Origin of the sequence: Aquibium microcysteis (genome assembly GCF_014495845.1) — a bacterium.
In the GTDB taxonomy this organism is placed as follows: Bacteria; Pseudomonadota; Alphaproteobacteria; order Rhizobiales; family Rhizobiaceae; genus Aquibium; species Aquibium microcysteis.
The window spans coordinates 1,566,645-1,592,579 of record NZ_CP061080.1 but is presented as its reverse complement, the minus strand read 5'-3'; the positions used below and the strand labels follow the sequence as shown (position 1 = coordinate 1,592,579).

General features: G+C 68.2%; 23 protein-coding genes and 1 tRNA gene. 15 read left to right on the top strand and 9 right to left on the bottom strand.

The genetic code is table 11. The features are described from left to right. Nucleotides 1-9 precede the first annotated feature (9 nt). Nucleotides 10-3,543: a DNA polymerase III subunit alpha gene (gene dnaE / locus IAI54_RS07275; RefSeq protein WP_187971708.1), complete on the top strand. Its 3,534-nt coding sequence runs from the start codon at nt 10-12 to the stop codon at nt 3,541-3,543. Nucleotides 3,544-3,567: 24 nt separating this feature from the next. On the opposite strand, the gene hspQ is transcribed toward dnaE, so the two are convergent. Then, nucleotides 3,568-3,900: a heat shock protein HspQ gene (hspQ, locus tag IAI54_RS07270; protein ID WP_187971707.1), complete on the bottom strand. Its 333-nt coding sequence runs from the start codon at nt 3,898-3,900 to the stop codon at nt 3,568-3,570. Between the two features lie 118 nt (nt 3,901-4,018). On the opposite strand from hspQ, the gene IAI54_RS07265 reads away from it, so the two are divergent. Then, a complete protein-coding gene (locus IAI54_RS07265) occupies nt 4,019-4,987 on the top strand; it encodes an AEC family transporter (protein WP_187971706.1) in 969 nt (322 codons plus the stop codon). Here IAI54_RS07265 and IAI54_RS07260 read toward each other — a convergent pair. Beyond that, a complete protein-coding gene (locus IAI54_RS07260) occupies nt 4,958-6,181 on the bottom strand; it encodes a UbiH/UbiF family hydroxylase (RefSeq protein ID WP_187971705.1) in 1,224 nt (407 codons plus the stop codon). The two genes, IAI54_RS07265 and IAI54_RS07260, sit on opposite strands and share 30 nt — an antisense overlap. A 270-nt stretch (nt 6,182-6,451) precedes the next feature. Between IAI54_RS07260 and IAI54_RS07255 the strand changes: the two genes are divergently transcribed. The 7 genes from IAI54_RS07255 to IAI54_RS07225 all read left to right on the top strand — a co-directional run bounded on the left by IAI54_RS07255 (nt 6,452) and on the right by IAI54_RS07225 (nt 13,695). Further along, the gene (locus IAI54_RS07255) at nt 6,452-7,066 is read left to right on the top strand and encodes a DUF1326 domain-containing protein (RefSeq protein ID WP_187971704.1); all 615 of its coding nucleotides are present in this window, start codon (nt 6,452-6,454) and stop codon (nt 7,064-7,066) included. Between the two features lie 2 nt (nt 7,067-7,068). Further along, nucleotides 7,069-7,836 carry a phosphatidylcholine synthase gene (gene pcsA, locus IAI54_RS07250; protein WP_187973065.1) on the top strand — a complete coding sequence of 256 codons (768 nt, stop codon included), beginning with the start codon at nt 7,069-7,071 and terminating at the stop codon, nt 7,834-7,836. Nucleotide 7,837: 1 nt separating this feature from the next. After that, complete coding sequence (locus IAI54_RS07245; RefSeq protein WP_187971703.1) at nt 7,838-8,815, top strand: quinone oxidoreductase family protein; 978 nt, start codon at nt 7,838-7,840, stop codon at nt 8,813-8,815. 109 nt (nt 8,816-8,924) lie between these two features. Further along, entirely contained in the window at nt 8,925-10,484 is a 1,560-nt protein-coding gene (locus IAI54_RS07240; RefSeq protein WP_187971702.1) for an ABC transporter ATP-binding protein, read from the top strand. Further along, a complete protein-coding gene (locus IAI54_RS07235) occupies nt 10,484-11,611 on the top strand; it encodes an ABC transporter permease (RefSeq protein ID WP_187971701.1) in 1,128 nt (375 codons plus the stop codon). Before IAI54_RS07240 ends, IAI54_RS07235 begins: the two co-directional genes overlap by 1 nt. Further along, a complete protein-coding gene (locus tag IAI54_RS07230) occupies nt 11,598-12,572 on the top strand; it encodes an ABC transporter permease (RefSeq protein ID WP_187971700.1) in 975 nt (324 codons plus the stop codon). Before IAI54_RS07235 ends, IAI54_RS07230 begins: the two co-directional genes overlap by 14 nt. A gap of 46 nt (nt 12,573-12,618) precedes the next feature. Beyond that, entirely contained in the window at nt 12,619-13,695 is a 1,077-nt protein-coding gene (locus IAI54_RS07225; RefSeq protein ID WP_187971699.1) for a BMP family ABC transporter substrate-binding protein, read from the top strand. An 88-nt stretch (nt 13,696-13,783) separates the two neighbouring features. On the opposite strand, the gene IAI54_RS07220 is transcribed toward IAI54_RS07225, so the two are convergent. Together IAI54_RS07220 and IAI54_RS07215 are read right to left on the bottom strand one after the other, a co-directional pair. Beyond that, nucleotides 13,784-14,287 (bottom strand): DUF3833 family protein, encoded by a 504-nt coding sequence (locus IAI54_RS07220; protein ID WP_187971698.1) that lies wholly within the window; start codon nt 14,285-14,287, stop codon nt 13,784-13,786. 101 nt (nt 14,288-14,388) lie between these two features. After that, nucleotides 14,389-15,207 carry an alpha/beta fold hydrolase gene (locus IAI54_RS07215; protein ID WP_187971697.1) on the bottom strand — a complete coding sequence of 273 codons (819 nt, stop codon included), beginning with the start codon at nt 15,205-15,207 and terminating at the stop codon, nt 14,389-14,391. Nucleotides 15,208-15,404: 197 nt separating this feature from the next. Between IAI54_RS07215 and IAI54_RS07210 the strand changes: the two genes are divergently transcribed. From IAI54_RS07210 to IAI54_RS07190, 5 genes are read left to right on the top strand one after another with little or no spacing between them, the layout of a single operon-like run. Further along, the gene (locus tag IAI54_RS07210) at nt 15,405-16,658 is read left to right on the top strand and encodes an ABC transporter substrate-binding protein (protein ID WP_187971696.1); all 1,254 of its coding nucleotides are present in this window, start codon (nt 15,405-15,407) and stop codon (nt 16,656-16,658) included. A 3-nt stretch (nt 16,659-16,661) separates the two neighbouring features. Continuing rightward, nucleotides 16,662-17,399 carry an ABC transporter ATP-binding protein gene (locus IAI54_RS07205; protein ID WP_187971695.1) on the top strand — a complete coding sequence of 246 codons (738 nt, stop codon included), beginning with the start codon at nt 16,662-16,664 and terminating at the stop codon, nt 17,397-17,399. Further along, nucleotides 17,396-18,112: an ABC transporter ATP-binding protein gene (locus tag IAI54_RS07200; protein WP_187971694.1), complete on the top strand. Its 717-nt coding sequence runs from the start codon at nt 17,396-17,398 to the stop codon at nt 18,110-18,112. Before IAI54_RS07205 ends, IAI54_RS07200 begins: the two co-directional genes overlap by 4 nt. A gap of 7 nt (nt 18,113-18,119) precedes the next feature. After that, entirely contained in the window at nt 18,120-18,995 is an 876-nt protein-coding gene (locus IAI54_RS07195) for a branched-chain amino acid ABC transporter permease (protein ID WP_187971693.1), read from the top strand. Continuing rightward, nucleotides 18,992-19,999, top strand: a complete 1,008-nt coding sequence (locus IAI54_RS07190) for a branched-chain amino acid ABC transporter permease (protein WP_187971692.1) — start codon at nt 18,992-18,994, stop codon at nt 19,997-19,999. The genes IAI54_RS07195 and IAI54_RS07190 overlap by 4 nt, the downstream gene beginning before the upstream one ends. Before the next feature lie 163 nt (nt 20,000-20,162). Here IAI54_RS07190 and IAI54_RS07185 read toward each other — a convergent pair whose 3' ends face one another. From IAI54_RS07185 to IAI54_RS07165, 5 genes are read right to left on the bottom strand one after another with little or no spacing between them, the layout of a single operon-like run. Next, nucleotides 20,163-21,479, bottom strand: a complete 1,317-nt coding sequence (locus IAI54_RS07185; RefSeq protein ID WP_187971691.1) for a M20 family metallopeptidase — start codon at nt 21,477-21,479, stop codon at nt 20,163-20,165. 46 nt (nt 21,480-21,525) lie between these two features. Beyond that, nucleotides 21,526-22,272: an N-formylglutamate amidohydrolase gene (locus IAI54_RS07180; RefSeq protein WP_187971690.1), complete on the bottom strand. Its 747-nt coding sequence runs from the start codon at nt 22,270-22,272 to the stop codon at nt 21,526-21,528. Further along, on the bottom strand, nt 22,272-23,606 hold the full coding sequence (locus IAI54_RS07175; RefSeq protein WP_187971689.1) for a type I glutamate--ammonia ligase: 1,335 nt from the start codon (nt 23,604-23,606) through the stop codon (nt 22,272-22,274). The genes IAI54_RS07180 and IAI54_RS07175 overlap by 1 nt, the downstream gene beginning before the upstream one ends. Continuing rightward, nucleotides 23,603-24,256 carry a cysteine hydrolase family protein gene (locus IAI54_RS07170; protein ID WP_187971688.1) on the bottom strand — a complete coding sequence of 218 codons (654 nt, stop codon included), beginning with the start codon at nt 24,254-24,256 and terminating at the stop codon, nt 23,603-23,605. The genes IAI54_RS07175 and IAI54_RS07170 overlap by 4 nt, the downstream gene beginning before the upstream one ends. After that, on the bottom strand, nt 24,253-25,191 hold the full coding sequence (locus tag IAI54_RS07165) for a MurR/RpiR family transcriptional regulator (protein ID WP_187971687.1): 939 nt from the start codon (nt 25,189-25,191) through the stop codon (nt 24,253-24,255). Before IAI54_RS07165 ends, IAI54_RS07170 begins: the two co-directional genes overlap by 4 nt. 451 nt (nt 25,192-25,642) lie before the next feature. Here IAI54_RS07165 and IAI54_RS07160 point away from each other — a divergent pair. Beyond that, a tRNA-Ser gene (locus IAI54_RS07160) sits at nt 25,643-25,732 on the top strand. Nucleotides 25,733-25,935 lie beyond the last annotated feature (203 nt).

The window sequence follows — 25,935 nt, the reverse complement described above, 5'->3', positions numbered from 1 at the left end:
GAACACGTCATGGCAGACCGTCCCCCCCGCGACCCGCTGAAGCGAGAGGCCGCCGCCGCGCGTGCGCCGGCCCCGGCCGCCGTGCGCACCTTCGTGCATCTGCGCGTTCATTCCGCCTATTCGCTGCTCGAAGGCGCGCTGCCGCTCAAGAAGATCGTCGCGCATGCCGTCAAGGACGGCGCTCCGGCGATCGCGGTCGCCGACACGTCGAACCTGTTCGGCGCGCTCGAGTTCGCGCAGTACGCCACGAAGGACGGAATCCAGCCCATCATCGCCTGCCAGCTGGAGGTCGTCTTCGAGGGCGAGGCGCCGCAGTCGGCCCGCACGGGCGGGCGCGGGAACGGTGGCCGCGAGCGCGCGGCCGTGGTGCTGATCGCCGCCACCGAGGCGGGCTACGCCAATCTCGTGCGGCTGGTCAGCCGCAGCTATCTGGAGACGGCGGCGGGCGAGGGGCCGCATGTCCGCGACGGCTGGATGGCGGAACTCGCCGAAGGGGTCATTTGTCTCACCGGCGGCGAAGGGGGGCCGATCGGCCGGCCGCTGAAGGCGGATCGGGCCGCGCTGGCGGAAGAGCGCCTGCTTGGGCTGCGCCGCATCTATGGCGACCGGCTCTACGTCGAGCTGCAGCGCCCGCGCGGCTACGACCGGCATGTCGAGGCGGCGGCGATCGAACTCGCCTACCGGCACGACCTGCCGCTGGTGGCCACGAACGAGGCCTTCTTTCCCGGCCGCGAGGACTACGAGGCGCATGACGCGCTGATCGCGATCGCGGAAGGCACCGTCATCGGCGACGACAACCGCCGCCGCCTGACGCCCGACAACCACCTGCGCACCCAGGCCGAGATGTCGGCCCTCTTCGCCGACCTGCCGGAGGCGATCGACCACACGGTCGAGATCGCCATGCGCTGTTCCTACTATCCGAAGAACCGCAGCCCGATCCTGCCCCGCTTCACGTCCGGGTCGAACGACGACCCCCAGGCGGCCGAGCGCGCGGAATCGGAGGAGCTGAAGCGCCAGGCGCGCGAGGGCCTGGCCATGCGGCTCGCCACGATCGGGCTGTCGGAGGGCTACACGCAGGAGCAGTACGCCGAGCGGCTCGAGTACGAACTCGGCATCATCGAGCGCATGAAGTATCCCGGCTACTTCCTGATCGTGTCCGACTTCATCAAGTGGGCCAAGGCGCACGACATTCCCGTCGGTCCGGGCCGCGGCTCGGGTGCCGGCTCGCTCGTCGCCTATGCGCTCACCATCACCGACGTCGACCCGCTGCGCTTCTCGCTGCTGTTCGAGCGCTTCCTCAACCCCGACCGCGTGTCGATGCCCGACTTCGACATCGACTTCTGCCAGGACCGCCGCGACGAGGTGATCCGCTACGTGCAGGAGCGCTACGGCCGCGACCAGGTGGCGCAGATCATCACCTTCGGTACGCTGCAGGCCCGCGCCGTGCTGCGCGACGTCGGACGCGTGCTGCAGATGCCCTACGGTCAGGTCGACCGGCTCTGCAAGATGGTGCCGGCCAATCCCGCCAACCCCGTCAAGCTCGCCGACGCCATCGCGGCGGAGCCGCGCTTCCAGGAGGAAGTCGAGAAGGAGCCGATCGTCGAACAGCTGCTCGACATCGCCCAGAAGCTCGAGGGCCTCTACCGCCATGCCTCGACGCATGCGGCGGGCATCGTGATCGGCGACCGGCCGCTGTCCGAGCTCGTCCCGATGTACCGCGATCCGCGATCGGACATGCCGGTCACCCAGTTCAACATGAAGAAGGTCGAGGATGCCGGCCTCGTCAAGTTCGACTTCCTCGGCCTGAAGACGCTGACCGTGCTCGACAAGGCGGTGAAGCTGGTGGCCCGCCGCGGCATCGACATCGACCTCGCCAAGCTGCCGCTCGACGACGAGAAGACCTACAGGATGCTGTCGCGCGGCGAGGTGGTCGGCGTGTTCCAGGTGGAATCGGCGGGCATGCGCAAGGCGCTGATCGGCATGAAGCCCGACCGCATCGAGGACATCATCGCGCTGGTCGCGCTCTACCGTCCCGGCCCGATGGAGAACATCCCGACCTACAATGCCCGCAAGCACGGCGAGGAGGAGATCGCCTCGATCCATCCCAAGATCGACCACCTGGTGAAGGAGACGCAGGGCGTCATCGTCTACCAGGAGCAGGTGATGCAGATCGCGCAGGAACTGTCGGGCTATTCGCTCGGCGAAGCCGACCTGCTGCGCCGCGCCATGGGCAAGAAGATCCGCGCCGAGATGGACAAGCAGCGCGTCCGCTTCGTCGAGGGCGCGGTGGAGCGCGGCGTTTCCAGGCAGCAGTCCGACTTCATCTTCGACCTGCTGGCGAAGTTCGCCGACTACGGATTCAACAAGTCGCACGCCGCCGCCTACGCCATCGTCTCTTACCAGACCGCCTACATGAAGGCGCACTACCCGGTCGAATTCCTGGCCGCGTCGATGACGCTCGACATGAACAACACCGACAAGCTCGCCGACTTCCGCCAGGATGCGCTGAGGCTCGGCATCGAGGTTCAGCCGCCCTCCGTGAAGACGTCGTTCCGGCCGTTCGAAGTGGGCGAGAACCGGATCTACTACGCGCTCGCCGCCATCAAGGGCGTGGGTGAGGCCGCCGTCGACCACATCGTCGAGAAGCGCAAGGAGAAGCAGTTCGAGAGTCTCGAGGATTTCTGCGAGCGGATCGACCCGCGCATCGTCGGCAAGCGCGTGCTGGAGAGCCTGATCCAGGCGGGCGCGCTCGACTGCTTCCAGCGCGACCGCGCCGAGCTGTTTGCAGGGGTGGAACTGATGATGGGGCTCGCCCACAGCGCGGCCGAGGAGGCGAATTCGGGACAGGGCAACATGTTCGGCATGGCGCTCGCCGGCCCGCGCGAAAGGCTGCGGCTGCCGGCGGTCGCCCTCTGGGAACCATCCGAAAGGCTGCACCGGGAGTTCCAGGCTGTTGGCTTCTACCTCTCAGCCCACCCTCTCGACGAGTACAAGACCGTTCTGGAACGCCTCCGGGTCCAGAGCTGGGCCGACTTCTCGATCGCCGTCAAGCGCGGCGCGACGGCCGGCCGGCTGGCGGGCACCGTCGCCTCCAAGCAGGAGCGCAAGACGCGCACCGGCAACAAGATGGGCGTGGTCATTTTCTCCGACACATCCGGTCAGTTCGAGGCGGTGATGTTCTCCGAGACGCTGGCGCAATACCGAGACATGCTGGAGCCGGGCCGCTCGGTCGTCATCACCGTGCAGGCGGAGGACCGTCCGGAAGGCGTCAACCTGCGCATCCAGACCGTCCAGTCGCTGGAGGAGGAGGCCAGCCGGATCAAGCAGGCGCTGCGCGTCTATCTGCGCGACGCCGCTCCCCTCGAGGCGGTCGCCACCCGGCTGACGCAGCGCGGCGAGGGGCAGGTCAGCCTCGTGGTGATCAAGGACGGCGGGAAGGGCGAGGTCGAGATCGAGCTGCCGGAGCGCTACCGCATCTCGCCGCAGATCGCGTCCGCCATGCGCGGACTGCCGGGCGTGGTCGAGGTGGAACTGGTCTCGTAGCGGGACCGGCCGAGGCCTGGCGCGTCAGTTCATCACCGTCGGCTTCGGCTCGTAGCGTCCGTCGGGCGTGGTGACGAAGAATTCGGCGATCTGCGGGTGGCGCACCGGCTCGCCGGTCTCGTCCGGCACGAGGTTCTGCTCGGAGACGTAGGCCACGTATTCGCTCTCGGCGTTCTCGGCCAGAAGGTGATAGAAGGGCTGGTCCTTGCGCGGCCGCACTTGTTCGGGAATGGCCTGGTACCATTCCTCCGTGTTTGCGAACTCCGGATCGACGTCAAAAATGACGCCCCGGAACGGGAACAGCCGGTGGCAGACCACCTGGCCGATCTGGAATTTGGCTTCGCGAATTGTTTTCATGGTGACACCCTCGGCGATAAGTGGCGCAACCTGAACGACAATTCAAGAGTCCCCGCGCTTGACGGTCCGTCCGCCAACCGCTAGCGCCTCGCTCGATCGGGGAACGGAGAGAAAGACATTGGCGGAGATCCTCGGCCTCGTCCTGCCCTTCTTCGGGCTGATCTTCCTCGGCTTCGTCGTCGCCCGGCTGGTGCGCCAGCCGCTGGAGGCGCTCGGATGGATGAACGTCTTCATCATCTATGTCGCCCTGCCGGCCCTGTTCTTCCAGCTGCTCTCGCGCACGCCGATCGAGCGGCTGACGGAGTGGGGCTACATCTTCGGCACCGTCTTCTCGACCTACGTCATGTTCGCGCTGATGTTTGCCGGCTCCGCCGTGCTGTCGCGCGGCGAGATCGCGGAGAGCACGATCAAGGGGCTCGCCGCCGCCTATGGCAACATCGGCTATATGGGGCCGGGCATCGCGCTCCTTGCCTTCGGGGAGGACGCGGCGGTTCCCGTGGCGCTGATCTTCTGTTTCGAGAACATCATGCATTTCGCCATCGCCCCGACCATGATGGCGCTGTCGGGCGGCGACCGGCGCTCGCCCGGTGCGCTGGCGCTGGAGGTGGCGCGCAAGATCGTGCTCCACCCCTTCATCATCGCGACCGCCTTCGGCGTGTCGGCCGCCGCGCTGCACGTCGTGCCGCCCGAACCGCTCGCCCGGCTCCTGGAGATGCTGGCGCGCGCTTCGGCGCCCTGTGCGCTTTTCGCCATGGGTGTAACGCTGTCGCTCAGGCCGCTGAAACGGGTGCCGACGGCCATGGCACCGATCGCCGGCATGAAGCTCGTGCTGCATCCGATCGTCTGCTGGGTCATGCTGAGCATCGTCGGCGACTTCGATCCGGTCTGGGTCTATACCGCCGTGCTGCTCGCCGGCCTGCCCAGCGCCACCAACGTCTTCGTCATCGCACAGCAGTACGGCGTCTGGGTCGAACGCGCCTCGGCGAGCGTGCTCATCACCACGCTGCTCTCCGTCTTCACGGTCACGGGCCTGCTCTACCTGATCAAGAGCGGGATCCTACCGCCCGATCTGTTTCCGGGCGCCTGAGAAGATCGAGGCGAAGCCGCTGCCCGGCTCCAGGCCCTCGCGCATGAAGAAGGCGCGCAGCGGCGAGAACGTGCCGAGCAGGCCGAGGCCGGCCATCCGCGCCAGCTGCGCCGGCAGCATGTCGGAGAGCAGCGAGCGGTTGAGCGCGTGGACTGCGCCGGTGCGGGCGAGGATGTCGGGCCGCCGGCGCCGCGAATAGGCGTCGAGCACGGCCGGCGCGCCGGGATCGGCGGCATGCCTGACCGCGATGTCGACCAGATCGCGGACGTCCCGGATGCCGAGGTTCAGTCCCTGCGCGCCGATCGGCGGGAAGACGTGCGCCGCCTCGCCGACGAGGGCGACCCGGTCGCGGGCGAAGCTCACCGGCATCGCCGCCGACAGCGGATAGACCTGTCGGCCCGGCTCGACCGTCACCTTGCCCAGCGCCGACTGCATCCGCTCCTCGACCAGCGTCGACAGGTCCTCGTCCGAAAGCGCGGCGAGTTCCTCCGCGCGCGCGGGCCGCAGCACCCAGACGAGGCTCGATCGGCGGCCTGGAAGCGGCACCTGCGTGAACGGTCCCGTCTCGGTGTGGAACTCCGTCGACACGAAGCCGTGCTCGCGCGCATGGGTGAAGTTGAAGACGAGCGCCGCCTGATCGTAGGCATGGCGCAGCACGCGGATGCCGGCGGCCTCGCGTGCCGGCGAGGCGCGGCCGTCGGCGGCCACCGCGAGGCGGGCCGAGACCGGCGGCAAGCCTTCCGGCACGGCCACGACGGCGTCGCCGCCGACCTGCCAGTCGCCGATGGCGGCCTTCGTCCAGGTGATCGACGGGTGCGCCGAAACCGCTGCCTGCAGTTCGCGTGCCAGAACGGCGTTCGGAACGTTCCAGCCGAAGGCGTCTTCGCCGATCTCCGAGGCGTGGAAGGAGACGGGACCGCTGCGCACGAGCCGGCGCGTCACGTCGACGATGCGCATGGTGCGCAGCGGCGCGGCTTCGACGGACACCGCGTCGCGCACGCCGAGCCGGTCGAGGAATGCCATCGAGGGCGCCATCAGCGCAGTCGTGCGCCGGTCCTGTGCGCCCGCTTCCGGGCCGATGAGCCGCACGCCGAAACCCGCCTGCGCGAAGGCCAGGGCGGCGATCAGTCCGGCCGGTCCGGCTCCCGCGACGACCACCTCCGCGCCGTCGGGGCTGCGATCGTCAGTGTCCATGTCCACGCGCTCCTGCTGCACCCTTACCGGCCCGCCACGTATATGGCACCGCGCAGGGGCCGATCAACGTGGCGCCGTGCGCCAGCCTGACGCATGGACCCGCGTCCGCCGAGGATACACCCGACCCTGCGGCTTGCCTTTTGGCCGACAGTCGTGGAGAAGCGGTCCTGATCGGCCGTGCCGTCGCGGACGCGCGGCCGTATTCGGCTTGTGCGGGCAGCAAGGCTGACTGTAGTGTCCCTCTGGCCTCGTCAGGGGAGGAGGGTGCCGATGGCTGCGCAGAGCTGGACGTTGAAGGGCGAGATCGTGCTCTCCTGCAGCTGTGACGTCTTCTGCGCCGGCATTCTGTCCTTCGGCGATCAGGCGTCCTGCGAAAGTGCCTGCCAGAAGTGGGCGGCCCTGCGCGTCGATACGGGCCATTTCGGCGACGTCGATCTCTCCGGCCTGCAGGCCGGTTTCGTCATTGACAGTCCCGGGCCGATGAGCCGCGGAAACTGGACGACGGCACTGTTCGTCGACCGGCGCGCCTCCATCTATGCCTTCAAGGCGTTCCAGAAGATCTTCACCGGCAGGGCGGGCGGAACGACGGGGATGCTTTCGTATCTGGTCGGACGGTTCCTGGGCGTCGATCGGACGCGGATGGTCTGGGAGACGGAGGGCGAGACGCGCATCGTTAGGATCGGAGACATCATCGACGGCGCGATCACGCCCGTCACCGGCAGGGACGGCGTGAACGGCGTCGTCATCGCCAACGTCGACTACTGGGTCGGCTCCGACGTCACCGTGGCGCGGGCCGACCGCAGCCGCATGCGCGCCTTCGGCCGCGACTGGAATTTCGATGGCCGCTCGGCCGAAATCTGCAAGCTGGACTGGCGCGGACCTTGAACCTGAACAAGAACGTCATTGGCCGGAAGATCGCAGAACGGCTGCCGCTGAACCGCAAGAAGGTGACGTGGCCGCAGGCGCGTGCCTTCTCGGTTCATCTCCTCACCGCTTCGGGCTCGTTCCTGGCCTTCCTGTCGCTGGTGGCAGCGAGCGAGCAGCGCTGGACGGCGATGTTCTGGTGGCTGGGCCTCGCCCTCTTCGTGGACGGCATCGACGGGCCGATCGCCCGCAAGCTGCAGGTGAAGACGGTGCTGCCGACATGGTCTGGCGACATGCTCGACAACATCATCGACTACGTCACCTACGTGCTGATCCCCGCCTTCGCACTTTACCAGCGCGGCTTCATGGGCGAGGGACTGTCCTTCTTGTCGGCGGCCATCATCGTGGTGTCGAGCGCGATCTACTATGCCGACACGGGCATGAAGACGAAGGAGAACTTCTTCAAGGGGTTCCCGGTCGTCTGGAACATGGTGGTGTTCACGCTCTTCGTCATCGAGCCGGGCGAATGGGTGTCCTTCGCCGTCGTCGTCTTCGCCGGCATCCTCACCTTCCTGCCGATCCATTTCCTGCATCCCGTCCGCGTCCACCGGCTGCGCGGACTCAACCTGCCGGTCTTCTTCGTCTGGTGCGGGCTCGCCGTCGTTGCGCTCGTCCAGGACATGGACGCTTCGGCCTGGGTCAGGATCGCCATCGCCGTCACCGGGCTCTATCTGTTCGTGATCGGCGGAATCATGCAACTGTTTCCGAAACTTGGTGCGAGGAGTTCCTGAAATGCCGAAAGCGGTTCGCATTCATGCGCATGGCGGTCCCGAGGTTCTGACCTTCGAGGACGTCGACATCGGCACGCCCGGAGCCGGCGAGGCGCTCGTGCGCCACACGGCCATCGGGGTGAACTACCTCGACACCTATTTCCGCACCGGCCTCTACCCGGCCCCGGGCGGCCTGCCGCTGACCGCCGGCAACGAGGCGGCGGGCGTGGTGGAAGCGGTCGGGCCCGGCGTCGACTGGCTGAAGGAAGGCGACCGCGTCGCCTATGCGAGCCCCATCGGCGCCTATTGCGAGGCGCGCGTGATGCCGGTCGCGACCCTGGTCAGGCTCCCCGACAGCGTGTCCGACGAGCAGGCGGCCGGGATGATGCTGAAGGGCATGACCGCGGAGTACCTGCTGCGCCGCACCTTCGCGGTGAAGCCGGGCGATACCATCCTCTACCACGCGGCGGCGGGCGGCGTCGGCCTGCTCGTCGGCCAGTGGGCGAAGCACCTCGGCGCCACTGTCATCGGCACCGCCAGCAACGCCGACAAGATCGCGCTCGCCAGGGCGCATGGCTACGACCACGTAATCGACTACTCCTCGAAGGACTTCGTGGCCGAGGTGCGCGAGATCACGGGCGGGAAGATGTGCGACGTGGTCTACGATTCGGTCGGCAAGGAAACGTTCCCGGCCTCCCTCGACTGCCTGAAGCCGCGCGGCCTCTTCGCCTCCTTCGGCCAGTCGTCTGGTCCGATCCCGCCCTTCAACCTCGGCATCCTGTCGCAGAAGGGTTCGCTCTACGCCACGCGTCCGACGCTCTTCGCCTATGTCGCCACCCGCAAGGATCTCGAGGACTGCGCGGGCGCGCTGTTCGACGTCGTCGGCAGGGGCGTCGTGACGGTCGAGGTGAACCAGCGCTATGCGCTGAAGGACGCGGCCCAGGCCCATGCCGATCTCGAAGGCCGCAGGACCACCGGGACCAGCATCCTGCTGCCCTGAGATTGCGCGGGTTCTCGTGAAGCTCTTTCAATGAGCATATCGCTTTGCGTTGCGCGCAGCGCGCGCCTACGATGCGTGCGGGGAAACAAGAACAACCACGGGGTCTGATTTGGCGGGAGGAGAAACCCTTCTCGACGTGCGCGGCCTGACCAAGGTCTTCGGCACGCTCCGGGCGTGCGACGGCGTCGACCTCGACATCGCCCGCGGCGAGATCCACGCGCTGCTGGGCGAGAACGGCGCCGGCAAGTCGACCCTGGTGAAGATGCTGTTCGGTTCGCTGGAGCCCAATGCGGGCGAGATCCGCTGGAACGGCGAGCCGGTGCGGATTGCCAGCCCGAGCGAGGCCCGCCGCCTCGGCATCGGCATGGTGTTCCAGCATTTCTCGCTGTTCGAGGCGCTGACGGCGGCCGAGAACATCGCGCTCTCGCTGGATGCCAGAACCCCGATCTCCACCATCGCCGCCAAGGCGCAGGCGCTGTCCTACAGCTACGGCCTGCCGCTCGACCCTTACGCGCTCGTCGGCGACCTGTCGGTGGGCGAGCGCCAGCGCATCGAGATCATCCGCTGCCTCTTGCAGACGCCGCAGCTGATCATCCTCGACGAGCCGACCTCGGTGCTCACCCCGCAGGAGGCCGACAAGCTGTTCGAGACGCTGGAGCGGCTGCGGGCCGAGGGCAAGTCGATCCTCTATATCTCGCACCGCCTGGAAGAAGTGAAGCGCATGTGCGACCGCGCCACCGTGCTGCGGCACGGCAAGGTGGTCGGCCACTGCGACCCGCGCCAGGAAACGGCGTCCTCGCTTGCCCGTATGATGGTGGGCTCGGAGGTGCATGCCGTGGTCCGAACGGCAGAGAGCGCCGCAGGCGCCGACGTGCTGCTGCGCGTCGACCGGCTGAGCCGTCCGCCGGCGACGCCCTTTTCGATCCCGCTGCGCGACGTCTCGCTCGAGGTCCGCGCCGGCGAGGTGATCGGCATCGCCGGCGTCGCCGGCAACGGGCAGGGCGAGTTCTTCGAGGCGATCTCCGGCGAGGTGCTGCAGGACCGCGCCGACGCCGTGACGATCCGCGGCAAGGGTGCCGGCCGCGAGGGCATTTCGGGCCGCCGCCGCATGGGCGCCGCCTTCGTGCCGGAGGAGCGGCTCGGCCATGGCGCGGCACCCGCCATGAAGCTGTCGGAGAATCTCCTGCTCTCCCGGCATGCGACCGATCCGGGCGTCTATGTCGGCGCGCTCGGCATCATCCGCAGCGGTGCCATCGCGGCTGCGGCCAAGCGCATCAACCAGATGATGGACGTGCGCAAGAGCGCCGAGGACCCGGCCGCCAACGCGCTGTCGGGCGGCAATCTGCAGAAGTTCATCATCGGCCGCGAACTCGACCGGCAGCCCGCCGTGATGGTCGTCAACCAACCCACATGGGGCGTGGACGCGGGGGCGGCCGCGCGCATCCGCCAGTCGCTGATCGAACTCGCGCGGTCGGGCTCGGCCGTGCTCGTGATCAGCCAGGACCTCGACGAGCTGTTCGAGATTTCCGACCGCATCGCCGTCATGCACAATGGCGAGCTGTCGAAGCCGATGCCGAGGGCGGACGCGACCTACGAGAAGGTCGGCCTCCTGATGGGCGGCGCCGAACCCGGCCACGTCCATCACCACGATCCGGCGGAGGTTGCGTGATGCGGCTCGAACTGGTCAAGCGGCCGCAGCAGTCGGCGCTGTTTTCGGCGCTGTCGCCCTTCCTCGCCTTCGCGCTGATGGTGGTGGCCGGCGGGCTGATCTTCCTGGCGCTCGGCAAGGATCCGATCGACGGGCTCCACGCCTATTTCATCGGCCCGCTGACCGAGGTCTGGTCGCTGCACGAACTCGCCATCAAGGCGGCGCCGCTGATCCTGATCGCCGTCGGCCTGTCGGTCTGCTTCCTGTCGTCGAACTGGAACATCGGCGCGGAGGGCCAGTTCACCATCGGCGCGATCGTCGGCTCGGCCATCCCGCTCTACTTCCCCGACCTGCAGAACGGCGCCGTGCTGCCGATGATGCTCGTCTGCGGCGCGATCGGCGGAGCGGCCTGGGCGGCCATTCCCGCGATCCTCAAGGCGCGCTTCAACACCAACGAGATCCTGACGTCGCTGATGCTGGTCTACGTCGCCCAGCTGATCCTCGACTGGCTGGTACGCGGTCCCTGGCGCGACCCGGCCGCGATGAGCTTCCCGCAGGCGCCAGCCTTCCATTCCTGGGCGATCGTGCCCGAACTCATGCCGATGTCGGGCCGCGCCAACTGGGGTATCGTCTTCGCGATCGTCGCGGCGGTCGTCGTCTGGTTCATGCTGTCGCGCACGCTCAAGGGCTTCGAGGTCAAGGTGATCGGCCAGAGCCCGCGGGCAGGGCGCTTCGGCGGCTTCTCCGCCGCGCGCACCATCGTCTTCGCCTTCCTGGTCTCGGGCGCGCTCGCCGGCCTCGCCGGCATCACCGAGGTGTCGGGCGCCATCGGCCGGCTGCAGCCGCAGATCTCGCCCGGCTACGGCTTCGCGGCCATCATCGTGGCCTTTCTCGGCCGGCTGAACCCGCTCGGCATCGTGGCTGCGGGCTTCGTGCTGGCGCTGTCCTATCTCGGCGGCGAGGCCGCGCAGATCGAAATCGGCGTCACCGACAAGACCGTGCGCGCCTTCCAGGGCATGCTGCTGTTCTTCGTGCTCGCCTGCGACACGCTGATCCACTACCGGGTCCGCCTCGTGCGGCCGGCGCCCGCCGCCGCGCCCGCGGCCGCCCCGACACCCGCGACGGAGGCCGCCCATGGGCATGGCTGAGGCAATATTGCTGACGATTGCCACGGCGGCGACGCCGCTCCTGCTCGCCGCCATCGGCGAACTCGTGGTCGAGCGCTCCGGCGTGCTCAATCTCGGCGTCGAGGGCATGATGCTGATGGGCGCGGTCGTCGCCTTCGGCACGGCGCTCGCCACCGGCAATCCCTGGCTCGGCGTCGCGGCCGGCGCGCTGGCCGGCCTGGCGTTCTCGCTGCTCTTTGCGGTGCTCGCGCTGACGCTTGTCACCAACCAGGTCGCCACCGGGCTGGCGCTGACGCTGCTCGGCATCGGACTGTCGGGCATGATCGGCGTCGCCTTCGTCGGGCAGCCGGGCGTCAAGCTGGAGGCGATCGCCATTCCCGGCCTGACGGACCTGCCGTTCGTCGGGCGGCTGCTTTTCGGCCAGGACCCGATGTTCTACATCTCGATCCTGCTGACGGCCGCCGTCATGTGGTTCCTGTTCCGCACCCGGGCGGGGCTGACGCTGCGCTCGGTCGGCGACAGCCATTCCTCGGCCCATGCGCTCGGCATCAAGGTCATCGCCATCCGCTACATGGCGGTGATGTTCGGCGGCGCCTGTGCCGGCCTCGCCGGAGCCCAGCTGTCGCTCGTCTACACCACGCAATGGATCGAGAACATGACGGCCGGCCGCGGCTGGATCGCGCTGGCGCTGGTCGTCTTCGCCTCCTGGCGGCCCTGGCGGGTGCTGGCCGGCGCCTATCTCTTCGGCGCCATCACCATCGCGCAGCTGCACATCCAGGCCACCAACCTCGCCGATCTCGCCGGCCTGCCCGGGCCCCTCTACTGGCTCGCCGGGGCCGTCAAATCGGTGCCCTCGCAGTTCCTGTCGGCGCTTCCTTATCTGGCTACCGTCGTCGTGCTCGTCCTGATATCGAGAAACAGACGGCTGACGATGATGAACACGCCGGCATCGCTCGGACGGCCCTTCGTGCCGGACCGCTGACTCCCGCAGACGACGCAAGCATCCGAAACCACAGAGGAAACCAACGATGAAAAAGACACTCTTCGCACTCGCGGCCACGACGGCGATGCTGGTCGCCGGCGCAGCGTCCGCACAGGACAAGGCCAAGGCCTGCTTCATCTATGTCGGCCCGATCGGCGATTTCGGCTGGTCGTACCAGCACCACCAGGGCGCGCTGGAGATGCAGGAAGCGCTGGGCGGCGCCGAGAAGGTCGAGATCGCCTATCTCGAGAGCGTGCCGGAAGGTGCGGATGCCGAGCGCGCCATCGAGCGCTTCGCCCGCTCGGGCTGCGGCATCGTCTTCACCACCTCCTTCGGCTACATGGACGCCACCAACAAGGTCGCGGCCAAGTTCCCGGACGTGAAGTTCGAGCACGCCACCGGCTTCAAGCGCGAGCACCCGAACGTCGCGACCTACAATTCGAAGTTCCACGAGGGCCGCTACGTCCAGGGCGTGATCGCCGCCAAGATGTCGGAAAAGGGCGTCGCCGGCTACATCGCCTCCTTCCCGATCCCCGAGGTCGTGATGGGCATCAACGCCTTCGTGCTCGGCGCGCAGTCGGTCAATCCCGACTTCAAGGTGAAGGTGGTGTGGGCCAACACCTGGTTCGACCCGGGCAAGGAGGCCGACGCGGCCAAGGTGCTGATCGACCAGGGCGTCGACATCATCACCCAGCACACCGACTCGACCGCGCCGATGCAGGTGGCGTCGGAACGCGGCATCAAGGCCTTCGGCCAGGCCTCCGACATGATCAAGTTCGGTCCGGAGACCCAGCTCACCTCGATCATCGACGACTGGGGTCCGTACTACATCGAACGCGTCAAGGCGGTCATGGACGGCAGCTGGCAGCAGCATGACGTCTGGCACGGCATGAAGGAAGGCCACGTCGTCATGGCGCCCTACACCAACATGCCCGACGACGTGAAGGCGGCCGCAGAGGCGACCGAGGCCAAGATCAAGTCCGGCGAGTTCAACCCCTTCACCGGCCCGATCATGAAGCAGGACGGTACGGAATGGCTGAAGGCCGGCGAGGTCGCCGAGGATGGCGTGCTGCTCGGCCTGAACTTCTACGTCGCCGGCGTCGACGACAAGCTGCCGCAGTAAGCGTCCGCAGAGCCGAAATGGAAAAGGGCGCCGGAAGGGCGCCCTTTTTCGTCCTCCGCCCGGCGACGACTGCCGCGGCACGCCGGCTTCACCGCTCGAAATCCACCCGGACGCGGGCCACCGGCAGCGGTCCCTTGAAGACGATTGCCGTGTTGGTCAGGCTCCGCCCGTCGGCCGACAGCTGCAGCGTGTCGTAGAAGCGCACGACGTTGCGGCCTTCGCCCGGATCGAGATCGACCAGATAATTGAAATAGGCCCTGTCGCCCGCCAGCACGACCCGGGTCTGCCCGATCACGTCGTCGCGGGTTCCGCTGTAGGTGTTCCAGCCGGTCTTCTCGAAGCGCCATGTCTTGGTGTCGGTCTCGCCGTCGGCGTAGCGGAAGTCCTCCCGCAGCACGAGCACCTTGCCGTCCCAGCCGCCATGCAGGGCGACCTCGAAGGTCCGCGACGTGCCGTCGATCGCCTTGAAGCTTCCGGTGGCGCTGGTGCGCCCCTTGAAGAATTCTTCCAGCCGCAGGTCGCGGGCCGCCGCCGGACCGGCCGCCATCAATCCGATCACTGCGCCCGCGAGCGCCGTCCTGAACCAAGCCATGGATGCCTCCTGTTTGCCGGCATCCTACGCATCGCCGCCGTTTCCGGATCAGGAACGGCGGCGACGGCACGTACGGCGCGGAGGCCGGAGCGCGGAATGTCTCAGGCCTTGCCCATGTCGTCGACGAAGCGCTCGAAGATGGGGTCGAAGCGGTCGGGCGAATCCCAGAACGGGGCGTGACCCGACTTCTCCAGCACGTGCTTCTTGCCTTCCCACAGGTTCGAAAAGACGACCGTCTCGACGAAGTCGGTGTTCACGAAAGGCTCGTCGAGCCCGTTCAGCACGGCGATCGGCGGGGTCCTGCCGGCCACCAGCGCGTTCTGGTCGCGGCCGACCCCCATCGCCAGCTTCTCGAACATCATCCGGCGGGCGCGCCCGTCGGTCCGCGCGACGGTGTCGAGCATGAAGGGCTCGAACGGCTCGCCGGCCGTGCTGCGGGCGTAGTTCTCGACGTCTTCGGCGGAAAACACCTCCTGTCCGGCGAGCGCCATGTGCGGGCTCGGCTTGAAGCCCTCGCCGATCTGGGCCGGCGACACCGGCGGCGTGCCGGTGATCATCAATCCGAGAAGGCCGGGATAGCGGTCGATCATCTCCAGCCCGATATGGCCGCCGAGCGACCAGCCGAAGACGACGGCCTTGTCGATGCCGAGCACCTTCAGCACTTCGGTCATCGCATCGGCATAGCCGACCATGTTGTAGGTCCTGTCTGGATCGACCGCGTCGGCCGAATCGCCGTGGCCGGGGAGATCGGCCGCGATCAGCCGGAAGCGTTCGCCAAGGCGACCGGTCAGCTGGTTGCGGAACACCGCACCCGAGGAGGAATTGCCGTGGATGAGCAGGACCGGCGTCCCGCTGCCGCTGCTCTGCCGCACGGCGATCCTGCCGTGGCTCGTCTCGATCGTCGTCTGCGTCATCGTCATGGGCACCCCCTTCTGCGCTGCCATCCGTCCCGCCGGGGGCATCTGCACGTTCGTGAGGGCACGGTCGCCGTGCCGCCTGCCACGTGCGCGAATATGTTCGCCCACCGATGAAACCATCTTTTCAAGGAAGAACGCTTGTGCGTAAATTGTCAATCTTTCAACTCCCGGCTCGCGGGAAAGACAGGGGCACTGAAACCATGACGCACAGATCCGCACAACGCCGCATCCGCCAGATTCTCCTCGGGACGGCGCTGGCCGCCGTGTTCTCCGCGGCCAGCGTTCCAGCCTTCGCGGACGTCGTCAAGATCGGCCTGCTCGCGCCGCTGACGGGGCCTGCCGCCGCCGACGGCCAGGAGTTCCAGCGCGGCGCGCAGATGGCGATCGACGAGATGAACGCAGCCGGCGGCATCGACGGCAACACGTTCGAGCTCGTGGTCGGCGACGTCAAGGACCAGTCGGCCGGCAACGTCACCAGCGCGGTCGAGCGCCTGCTCGGCGATCCGGACGTGCATTTCATGCTGACCGGCTATGCCAGCCTGACGAACTTCGAGATCGAAAACATGGCGGAAGCCGGCATGCCCTACATGCTGGCGGCGACCTCGCAGCAGACCAAGGACATCATCGCGCCCGCACCCGACGACTACATGTGCTGCTGGTCGATGACGCCGTCCTTCGACGCCTACAACACCGACGTGACGCTGTTCGTCGAGAAGCTGGCGGCCGAGGGCAAGATCACGCTCAAGGACAAGAAGGTCGCCATCATCTCGTCCGACAACGCCTATTCGAAGACCATCTCGGAAGGCATGAAGAAGACCTTCAGCGAGAACGGCTGGACCATCACCGTCGACGAGATCGTGCCTTTCGGCGAGGTCACCGACTGGCGCTCGATTCTCGCCAAGGTGCGCGAGAACGTGCCGGACGTCGTCATCAACACCGACTACCTGCCCGGCAATTCGGCCTCGTTCCTCAACCAGTTCATGGAGCAGCCGACCAAGAGCCTCGTCTTCCTGCAGTATGCGCCGAGCGTGCCGGAATTCGTGGAACTGACCGGCAAGAATTCGAACGGCATCGTCTACAACCTGCTCGGCGGGGCGCTGACCACGCCGAAGAACCCGCGCGCGGAGGAAGTGGCGACCAAGTTCAAGACCAAGTACGGCGCCGAGAGCGGCACCTACGGCATCGGCCTCTACGAGATGGTCCACGTCTATTTCGACGCGCTGAAGAAGGCCGGCGACCCGGCCGATCACGAAGCGGTCATGAAGGCGATCAGCGAGACCGACAAGCAGGTCGCGGCCGGCCGCCTCAAGTTCGACCCCGAGACGCATCTCGCCATGCAGGGCGACGACTTCATCCCGATCACCTTCTTCCAGATCTGGGACGGCCAGCGCACGCTGATCTCGCCGGCCAAGTACGCCACCGGCGAGTTCAAGCTTCAGCCCTGGATGGAGTAGGGCGTGGCCCTGCTTCAGGTCGAGGGCGTCTGCAAGGCGTTCGGCTCGCTGAAGGCGGTGGACGAGGTGTCGTTCACGGTGGCGCCGGGAGAGATCTTCGGCATCGCCGGGCCGAACGGCAGCGGCAAGAGCACGCTGTTCAACCTCATCACCGGCATCCCGTTCGGCCCCGACCGGGGCCGGATCGTCTTCGACGGCACCGACGTCCACGGCCTGTCCGGCCACGCCATCGCGCGGCTTGGCCTCGCCCGTACCTTCCAGCGCGAGACGAGCTTCGACGGACTGACCGTGTTCGAGAACGTCCTGATCGGCGCGAGCTACGGCAAGCCCGACAGGCCGGCCGCCCGTGCGCGCGACATTGCCGCCGAGGCGATCGAATTCGTCGGCCTGCCGGCCGGCTCGTTCGGGCGCCTGGCCGGCGAACTGTCGGTGTTCGACCGCAAGTGCCTGATGCTGGCGACCGCGATCGCGATGGAGCCGAAGATGCTGCTTCTGGACGAACCGGCGTCGAGCCTGACGCGGCCGGAGATCGAGACCTCGATCGGGCTCATCCGCCGCACCGCTGCGCGCGGCATCACCATCGTGCTCATCGAGCACGTCCTGACCTTCCTGATGAGCCTGTCGCAGCACCTCCTGGTGCTGAACCAGGGGCGGGTGCTGGCGGCCGGCGACCCCGCCGCGGTGATCGCCGACGAACGGGTCGTGGAAGCCTATCTCGGCACGCGGAGAGCGGCGGCGTGACACCCATCCTGACGGTCGAAGGGGTCACGGCCGGCTATGGCCGCGTGACCGTGCTGAACGACATCTCGCTGGAGGCCGGCCGCCACGGCAATGTCGGCTTCTTCGGGCCGAACGGGCACGGCAAGACGACGCTGCTGCGCGTCGTGTCGGGCCTGCTGAAGCCGAAGGCCGGGCGCATCGTGTTCGACGGCGAGGACATCACCGGCCGCAGCGCCCGCGCTATCGTCGGCGCCGGCCTGATCCACGTGCCGCAGGGCAACCGGATCTTCCCCGACCTGACGATCGCCGACTGCCTGGCGCTCGGCGCCTATTCGGCCCGCGCGCGGCCGCACGAGGCGGAGAACCGCGAGAAGGTCGTGGCGCTGTTCCCGAAGATCGGCGAGCGCTGGCGCCAGCGCGTGCGCACGCTGTCGGGCGGCGAGCGGCAGATGGTGTCGATCGGCACCGCGCTGATGAGCCATCCGCGGCTGCTCATCCTCGACGAACCGACGCTCGGGCTCGCGCCGCGCATCAAGGACGAGCTCTGCGCCTCGGTCATGGACATTTCGAAGGGCGGCGTGCCGCTGATCGTGGTCGAGCAGGACATCGAGTTCCTGCTGGAGCTCAGCCGCCAGCTCTATCTGATCAACCATGGCACGGTCGCCACCGAGATCAAGCCCGGCGAGAGCATCGCTCACGCCGAAATCATGTCGATGTATTTCGGTCAGCACTAGGAAGACGATGGGCGCACTCGCGGAAATCCTGTTCGGAGGCCTGTTCCAGGGCTCGCTCTACGCCATGATGGCGGTGGGGCTGGCGCTGGTCTGGACGACCATCGGCGTGTTCAACTTCAGCCATGGCGTGTTCATGATGCTCGGCGCCTATCTCGCCTGGCAGCTGGTCGAGACCGGCCTGCATCCGGCCGCGGCCTTCCCGCTCGCCGTGCTGGCGACGGCAGCCGTCGGCTGGCTGCTGCAGGCCACCGTGGTGCGGCCGCTGATCGGCCGCGCCAACCTCGTCCTCGTCGTCGTCATCACCACGCTTGCGGCCGGCTCGCTGATCGAGAACGGGGTGCTCACGATCTGGGGGCCGCGCTCCAAGCAGCTGCCGCCGCTGGTCGACGGCAACACCATGATCGGCAGCATCGGCGTGTCGCTGCACCAGATCGCCATCATCGTGGTGACGCCGCTGATCCTCGGCGCGCTGTGGATGTTTCTCACGCGCACGCGGCTCGGGCTGGCGCTGCGCGCCGTGGCGCAGAACGAGGACGCGAGCCAGCTCGTCGGGCTGAACGTCACGGCGCTCTACGGGCTTGCCTTCGCGATCGCCGCCGCGCTCGCCTGCCTCGCCGGCATCTTCATGGGCGGCTATCGCTTCATGTCGCCGGTGATGGGCGCCGATCCGCTGCTGAAGGCGCTGATCGTCGTCGTCTTCGGCGGCATTTCGAGCATCTCCGGCCCGATCTTCGCGGCCTATCTGATCGGCTTCTTCGAAGCGGCCTGCAGCTATTATTTCGGCCTCTACTGGACGCCGGCGCTGCTCTTCGCCGTTCTGATCCTGACGCTGATGGTGCGTCCGGAGGGCATCTTCTCGAGCCGCAGCCGGGGACTGGCATGATGGATACGGCCGGCCGCAACCTCCGTTCGCCGGGGCGCACCCCGTGGCAGCGCGAAGCCGCGGGCTTCGTGCTCGGCCTCGCGGTGCTGGCGCTCATGCCCTTCGTCTTCGCCGACAGCTACAGCCGCCACATCCTTATCATGGCCTTCATCTATGCCATCGTGGCCTCGAACTGGGATCTCAGCCTCGGCTATGGCGGGGTGTTCAACTTCGGCCACCTCGCGCTGTTCGGCATCGGCGTCTACGCCTATGCGCTCCTGACCAAGCTCGCGGGCCTCGACCCGTGGCTGGCGCTGGCCGCGAGCGGCGTCGTGGCGACGCTGGCTGCCGTCCTCGTCACGATCCCGATCCTGCGGCTGAAGGGCATCTACATCATCCTGGTGACCTTCGGCTTCGCCCAGCTGGTGATGCAGGTGATCATCAGCCAGTCGGAGATCACCGGCGGCACGCAGGGGATCGTGCGCATCCCCGGCCTCTACCTGTTCGACCACAACATGGTGCGCGACGGAAAGATCGGCTACTTCGGCATCGCGCTCGCGCTGCTGGCCGCAAGCACGATCTTCCTGCGCGTGCTGGTGCGCTCGCGGACCGGCGCCAGCATCGTGGCGCTGCGCGACAACGAGGAATATGCGATCAGCCGCGGCGTCTCGCTGGTGCGCCAGCGCCTGATCACGCTGGCGGCGAGCGCCTTCTTCACCGGCGTCGCGGGCGCCTTCTACGCCGCCTACCAGCGCAACGCCTCGATCGACGTCTTCGGCATGAGCCTGGCGACGATCGTGCTGTCGATGGTGCTGCTCGGCGGCACCGGCACGATCTACGGCGCGATCATCGCGTCCTTCGTGCTGACCATCTTCGCCGAGGCGATGGCGGACTTCGGCGCCTGGCGGCCGATGATCACCGCCGTCCTCATCATCGTCGTGATGCTGGTCTATCCGAGCGGTCTCGTGGGCATGATCCAGGCGGCCTGGGCCGGGCTGACCGGGCGGCTGAAGCGCCCGGCCTGAGGCATCCGCCCGGCGGATGCCGAACCAACCGAGGTCCAGGCATCCGCAGGGCGGATGCCGAACCAACCCTAGGTCAAGGCATCCGCCCTGCGGATGCCGAACCAGTTCCAAACTCGGGCATCCACGCCGCAGATGCCGAACCGGGGGATGGCGAGACGTCCGCTCAGCGGACGCCGCACCAGTCGATGATGCTCGCGGCGATGACCTTGGTCGTCTCGACGAGCGATTCGACGTCGACATACTCGTCGATCCCGTGGAATCCGTCGCCGCTCGCGCCGAAGATGACGCCGTCGGCGCCGGCGCCGGCATAGTGGGCGGCGTCGCAGACGGCGACGAAGCCCTTGATGGCGGGCCGCTTGCCGATGGCGCTCTTGCGCGCCACGAGCGACCCGACGAGCGGATGGTCCACGGGCGTGTTCATCGGCGGGAAGTGCAGCCCGCCGAGTTCCCACTGGACCGTCGGCGGGGTGGTCCGCATCCAGGCGTCGGTCTGGGCGAAATGATGCACGAAGGCCTCGAAGTCGCGGCGGATTTCGGCCGCGCTCTCGTTCGGCAGGAATTTCATGTCGAGATCGATCACCGCGACGTCCGGGATGATCGCCGGGTTCGTCATGATGTTCGGCAGGCCATTCGCGCCCAGTCCGGCGCCGCCGTGGATCACGCCTGGATTGATCGTGTTGACGCCGAGCGGCACCAGCGGATGCGAGCGGGCGCGGGCGCGGTCGAGTTCGTAGTGGCGCAGCGCCGTGAGGAAGCGCGATGCGAGCTCGATCGCGTTGACGCCCGGTTCGAGCCGGCCGGCCTCGTGCGCCTGCGGGTAGATCTCGTTGTAGCGCCATCCCGCGTGCGCCGTGCGGCCACGGATGGTGACGCGCACCCATTCGAGGCCGCCTTCGGCGGGCAGCACGTCGCCCCAGGTCGGTTCTGCGACGAGGACGGCCTTCGCCAGCTTGCCGCGTCTGACCGCGTCCATGGCGCCGAAGCCGCCGGATTCCTCGTCGACGACGGAGTGGATCGCCAGCCGCCCGTCGAGCGTGATGCCGGCCTGACGGATCGCGCGGGCGGCCGCGATGCAGGCGGCGACACCGCTCTTCATGTCGATGGCGCCCCGGCCGTAGAGCCGCCCGTCGACGATCTCGCCGCCGAAGGGATCGACCGACCAGTCCTTCAGTGCGCCGACAGGCACCACGTCGATGTGGCCGCAGAGGATCAGGCTCTTCTCCTCCGAGCCGGCCCATTCGCCGACGAGGTTCGGCCGTCCCGGCAGGGCGTCCCACTGTTCGGTGGCAAAGCCCTGCTCCCCGAGGATCGGCTCCAGCAGGGCCTGGACGTCGGCCTCGCGGTTGATCTGCGGATCTGGCTCGAACTTCGGGTTGACCGAGGGAATGCGGACCATGTCGCGGGTCAGGCCGATCACCCAGTCGCTGTCACGCTCGATGGCGGCCTGCACGCCGGCGATGAGGTCTTCGGTGTTCGCCATGTCTTGGTCCTTCTCCATTGCCTCGCGGGCGTGGGCGGTCCCGTCGTCAGAGCACCGCGGTCAGGCGGCGGGTCCAGTCGCGGATGCCCTCGGCATCCGATATCAGGTCGTTGCGGATCTCGATCAGCAGCGCCGGGCTGCCCCGATCGGTGCCGTGCACGGGGATCGCATAGTCGCTCTCCCGGTCGATCTGGTAGGGCACGTTCTCGCCGACGATCAGCGCCGGATCGCGCGCCAGCCCCTGCATCACCCGTCCGGCATAGGCGGGTTCGTCGTCGTGCAGGATCCCGACGTGCCAGGGCCGCGAAATGCCGAGGAAGACCGGCGTGAAGGAATGGATGGCGGCGATGCGCGAACGCCGCCCCTCCGTCTCGCGCGCATCGAGAAAGGCCGCGACCGCCGCGTGGAACGGCTCGAACACCCGGCGGCGGCGGCGCTCGATCTCGGACGGCCCGAGATCCTGGTTGCCGGGGATGCGGGTAGCCTCCGACAGGACCGGCATGCTGGTCGGGCTGCCGAACGGCCGGTTCAAGTCGACCAGCAGCCGCGAATAGGTGCCGAGGAAGGCCGGCGCACCGAGCCGCCGGGCGAGCGCCCGGGTGAGGGCGGCAGCACCGACGTCCCAGGCGATGTGACGCGTGAGATCCGCCTCGCCGACGCCGAGGTTCCGGTACTCGGCCGGAATGTGGTTGGAGGCGTGGTCGCAGATCAGCACCAGCTCCGTCTCCGAGCCGGGATTGAGGATCTCGACCGGTTCGGGCCAGTCCAGCGCGGGAAGGGCGGCCGCCAGCATCAGTAGCGCGCGCCGTAGGCCGCGCAGACCGCGGCACGGTCGAGCCCGGCCATCAGGCCGATCTCCGACCGCTTGACGGCGACGAAGCTGGCGAGAAGCTCGGGCGGGAACCACGCCATGACGGCGGGGTCTGCCGCCATCGCGTCGAGCGCGTCCTCCAGCGTCTCCGGCAGCCGCCGCAGGCCGAGGCGTTCGCGCTCGTCCGCGCTCATGACGGACGGATCGCGGCCGACGATGGGCGGCGCGGCGAGATCCGCCTCGATCCCGGCCAGCCCCGCACGCACGATCGCGGCGAGCGCCAGATAGGGATTGGCGGTCGCGTCGGCGGCCCGGTACTCGACGTTGAACTGGCGCTCAGGCTCGCGTCCGCCGATCGTCACGGTCGGGCAGATCCGGAGCGTCGCCTCGCGGTCGCGCTCGCCGAGCCAGGTGTAGGACGAACTCCAGTTGTGCGGCGCCAGCCGGTAGTAGGACGGCACGCCGGACGCCGTCAGCGCCACGATGCCCGACAGGTGCTTCACGATGCCGGCGCAGAAGGCGCCCGCGGCCTGCGACAGGCGGCCGGGTCGCGCGGCGTCGAAGGTCGCGGGCTGCCCCGACGCGTCGCGCAGGCTGAAATGGATGTGCACGCCGTTGCCGACCTGGTCGAGCGCGGGCTTCGGCGCGAAGCTCGCGCGGGCGCCGGCGGTGCGGGCGACCTCGCGGGTGATCTCGCGGATGGCCACCGCCCGGTCAGCGGCGGTCAGCGCATCCGTCGGCGCGTGCGTGATCTCGAACTGGTTGGCGCCATATTCGGCGAGCACCATCTCCGGCTCCACCCCCGCCTGTTCGAGACAGGCGGCCAGCCGCGGCGCGAAGGGATCGAAATGGCGCAGCGCCTCGACCGAGAAGGCATGCAGCGGCACGGCCGGCGCGCCGGCGGCACCCGGCAGCAGCGTGAACTCCTGCTCGAAGGTGGCGACGAGGCCGAGCCCGGTCGCCGCCTCGAGGGCGCGCAGCGCGGCGCGCAGCTGCGTGCGGGGGCAGGCCGTCCAGGGCGAGCCGTCGAGTTCGACGATGTCGCCGATCACCATGTCGAAGCGCGTCGCCGTCCCCGTCGCCGCCGTGGTGAAGCGCGCGGCCTCGTCCGGCAGGATGCGCAGGTCGCCCGATGAACCCCACGGGTTGGGATCGGCGATGGTGTTGAAGGCGGTCAGGCACTGGTTGGCGGGCACCCAGCCGATGCCGGTCTCCAGAGCCTTGCGGAAGCGGGCCTCGGTGAGCGGCCGTCCGCGCGTGACCGCGGCGAGATCGGTCGTCACGATGCTGACCAGCGGGGCGAGGGCGGCGCTCATGCGGCGTCCGCCCGACGGAGCGACCGGAAGCGCGCCTCGACGGTGGCGGTGTCGGCGACCCAGCAGTAGCCGCCGAAGGCCTTCAGCGCCGTCTCGTGCCGCTCCTGCGTCGGCGCCGCGCAGGCATCCGCCACGCAGGTGACCAGATAGCCGCGATCGGCCCCGTCGCGCACCGTCATGTCGACGCACTGGTCGGTCAGCACGCCCGCCACGACGAGATGGCGGATGCCGAGGTTGCGCAGGAGGTAGTCGACATTGGTGGAATTGAAGATGCCGGACGAGGTCTTTGGCAGCAGGATCTCGTCGCCGACCGGTGCGAGCTCCTTGGGCGGCAGGCCTTCGGGCAGGCTCGGCGGGATGTGGATCGGCGTCAGCTTGTGGTCGAGCGAGCGGTCGCGGCCGTCCTCGGTCAGGCTCTGGATGATGGTGTGCATCACCTCCACCCCGCTCTGCCGGGCGGCGGCGAGCAGGCGCACCTGGTTGGGGATCACCACCTCGCGCGTCTGGCGATAGAAATAGTGGTCCGCGCCCCAGTCCGGGTGGCCGGGATCGAGCCCGGGCTCCAGCCAGATGCGCTGCATGTCGACGAGGAGCAGTGCGGTCTGGCCGGGCGAGAAGGGCGCGTCGCGGCGGGGCAGGGGGTCGGTCATGCGGGTTTCGTCCGTCTTGAAGGGGAGGGCGTGCCGGCGGTGCCGCCGGCTTCGGCGACGCGGTCCGCCGGCGAGGGCGTGACCGCGTCGAGCGTGACCGCATTGGCGCGGCGGATGCCTTCGATCTCCTCCATCCGCTTGCGCATGTCGCCGCCATGCAGCGCCAGCGCGTGCGCCAGCACCGCCTCCATCTGGGCCACCGCGGTGGCCAGCGTGTCGAAGGGCGAATTGGCCTCGATGGCGGCGACCATGGTCTGGTCGGCGTAGTCGGCGATCGGCGACAGCCAGCCGTCGGTGAAGAGCAGGATGGAGACGCCGCGCTCATGCGCCTGGCGCGCGAAGCGCACGACGTCGGACTGGTAGCGCCGGTAGTCGAACACGACGAGAAGGTCGCGTCTGCCGAGATCGATCAGCAGGTCGAAATCGGGCGGCGCCAGTTCGCCCATGTCGCGCACGCCGGCGCGGAACTGCATCAGATAGCCTGCGAACATCGAGGCGATGTGGCGGCTGAAGCGGCCGCCGAGCAGCAGCACCTCGCCCTTGCCTTCGAGCAGCATCCGGACGACCCGCGTATAGGCCTGCGCGGCCACCGCGGTGCGGGTCCGCTCCAGACTGTCGGCGACGGAGCGGAAATAGTCGAGCGCGGAGGCGGCGTCCGAACCGTCCGGCCGCTTGGCCTCCATCATCAGCAGCGGCGAATGCAGCCGCGATTCGACCTCGGCCAGCACACGCTGCTGGAAGTCGGCGAAGCCCGAATAGCCGAGCTTGATCATCAGCCGCGTGACGGTGGGATCGCTGACGCCTGCGAGCTTGGCCAGCCGCGTGGCGGTGCCGAGGCCCGACATCGGAAAGTCGGCCAGCAGCACCTGCACGATCTTCGCCTCCGAGGCCGTCAGCACGTGACGCGTATGCGCCAGATCTTCGCGAATCGACATCGGACTTCCGGTTGCGCGGGCGGTTGACGCATTTCTTACATTGTGGCCGCCTACTGTCAATTTCTGGAAGAAAACCTACAGGTGGCGTTCGCGGCGTCCGGTCCTCCGCCGGCTGGACCCCCGCCCGTCGGACGGACATCCGCGGCTGCGCCATCGGGCCGGGAGCGGGCGAAGTGCGGCTCATCGCCGGCGCGCCGGTTTCCGCCTGGAGCGGTCGATCGTCGGGAACCATGGCGGGCACGCTCCCCGGTCCTCTGCACCGTGCCCTTCCCCTCCTCGGCGGCCATGCCCGGGCTCTGCGACCGATGGCGGCGACGGAGACAGAGGAGGAACGCGCCGTACAGGTTGACGCTGCGAACCGGCGCGCTGTAAATGCCACCGCGCGCAGCGCCGGTCGCAGCGGGCACGTCCGGCCCGCTGGATGACCGGAAGGCGCACGAATTCAGCGTCCGGAGGGATGGCCGAGCGGTTTAAGGCACCGGTCTTGAAAACCGGCGTGGGTGCAAGCCCACCGTGGGTTCGAATCCCACTCCCTCCGCCACTTCTCCTCTCAATTTACTGAAATATCCGAATAAAACTCCTGGCTCGAGGAGGAGGGCCGATGCCCCGGCGGGGAGGTCGGACGTCAAGGCCTTCGGCAAACCCCGGCGGTTCCTTCGGCTTCATCCCTGCCATCGGCAGGCACCCCGCGCCGGTTCCGGGCCGCGATCGGATGATTCGAAACGGCCGAAATGGCGTCGGACG

Bases quoted from the DNA above. Each gene is read 5' to 3' on its own strand.
- IAI54_RS07195 (WP_187971693.1), top strand. From the start codon at position 18,120: ATGGGCGCACTCGCGGAAATCCTGTTCGGAGGCCTGTTCCAGGGCTCG.
- IAI54_RS07185 (WP_187971691.1), bottom strand. From the start codon at position 21,479: ATGGCGAACACCGAAGACCTCATCGCCGGCGTGCAGGCCGCCATCGAG.
- IAI54_RS07175 (WP_187971689.1), bottom strand. From the start codon at position 23,606: ATGAGCGCCGCCCTCGCCCCGCTGGTCAGCATCGTGACGACCGATCTC.
- IAI54_RS07170 (WP_187971688.1), bottom strand. From the start codon at position 24,256: ATGACCGACCCCCTGCCCCGCCGCGACGCGCCCTTCTCGCCCGGCCAG.
- IAI54_RS07220 (WP_187971698.1), bottom strand. From the start codon at position 14,287: ATGGCTTGGTTCAGGACGGCGCTCGCGGGCGCAGTGATCGGATTGATG.
- IAI54_RS07190 (WP_187971692.1), top strand. From the start codon at position 18,992: ATGATGGATACGGCCGGCCGCAACCTCCGTTCGCCGGGGCGCACCCCG.
- IAI54_RS07260 (WP_187971705.1), bottom strand. From the start codon at position 6,181: ATGGACACTGACGATCGCAGCCCCGACGGCGCGGAGGTGGTCGTCGCG.
- IAI54_RS07165 (WP_187971687.1), bottom strand. From the start codon at position 25,191: ATGTCGATTCGCGAAGATCTGGCGCATACGCGTCACGTGCTGACGGCC.
- IAI54_RS07215 (WP_187971697.1), bottom strand. From the start codon at position 15,207: ATGACGATGACGCAGACGACGATCGAGACGAGCCACGGCAGGATCGCC.
- hspQ (WP_187971707.1), bottom strand. From the start codon at position 3,900: ATGAAAACAATTCGCGAAGCCAAATTCCAGATCGGCCAGGTGGTCTGC.
- IAI54_RS07230 (WP_187971700.1), top strand. From the start codon at position 11,598: ATGGGCATGGCTGAGGCAATATTGCTGACGATTGCCACGGCGGCGACG.
- IAI54_RS07180 (WP_187971690.1), bottom strand. From the start codon at position 22,272: ATGCTGGCGGCCGCCCTTCCCGCGCTGGACTGGCCCGAACCGGTCGAG.
- IAI54_RS07235 (WP_187971701.1), top strand. From the start codon at position 10,484: ATGCGGCTCGAACTGGTCAAGCGGCCGCAGCAGTCGGCGCTGTTTTCG.
- IAI54_RS07255 (WP_187971704.1), top strand. From the start codon at position 6,452: ATGGCTGCGCAGAGCTGGACGTTGAAGGGCGAGATCGTGCTCTCCTGC.
- dnaE (WP_187971708.1), top strand. From the start codon at position 10: ATGGCAGACCGTCCCCCCCGCGACCCGCTGAAGCGAGAGGCCGCCGCC.
- IAI54_RS07210 (WP_187971696.1), top strand. From the start codon at position 15,405: ATGACGCACAGATCCGCACAACGCCGCATCCGCCAGATTCTCCTCGGG.
- IAI54_RS07225 (WP_187971699.1), top strand. From the start codon at position 12,619: ATGAAAAAGACACTCTTCGCACTCGCGGCCACGACGGCGATGCTGGTC.
- IAI54_RS07245 (WP_187971703.1), top strand. From the start codon at position 7,838: ATGCCGAAAGCGGTTCGCATTCATGCGCATGGCGGTCCCGAGGTTCTG.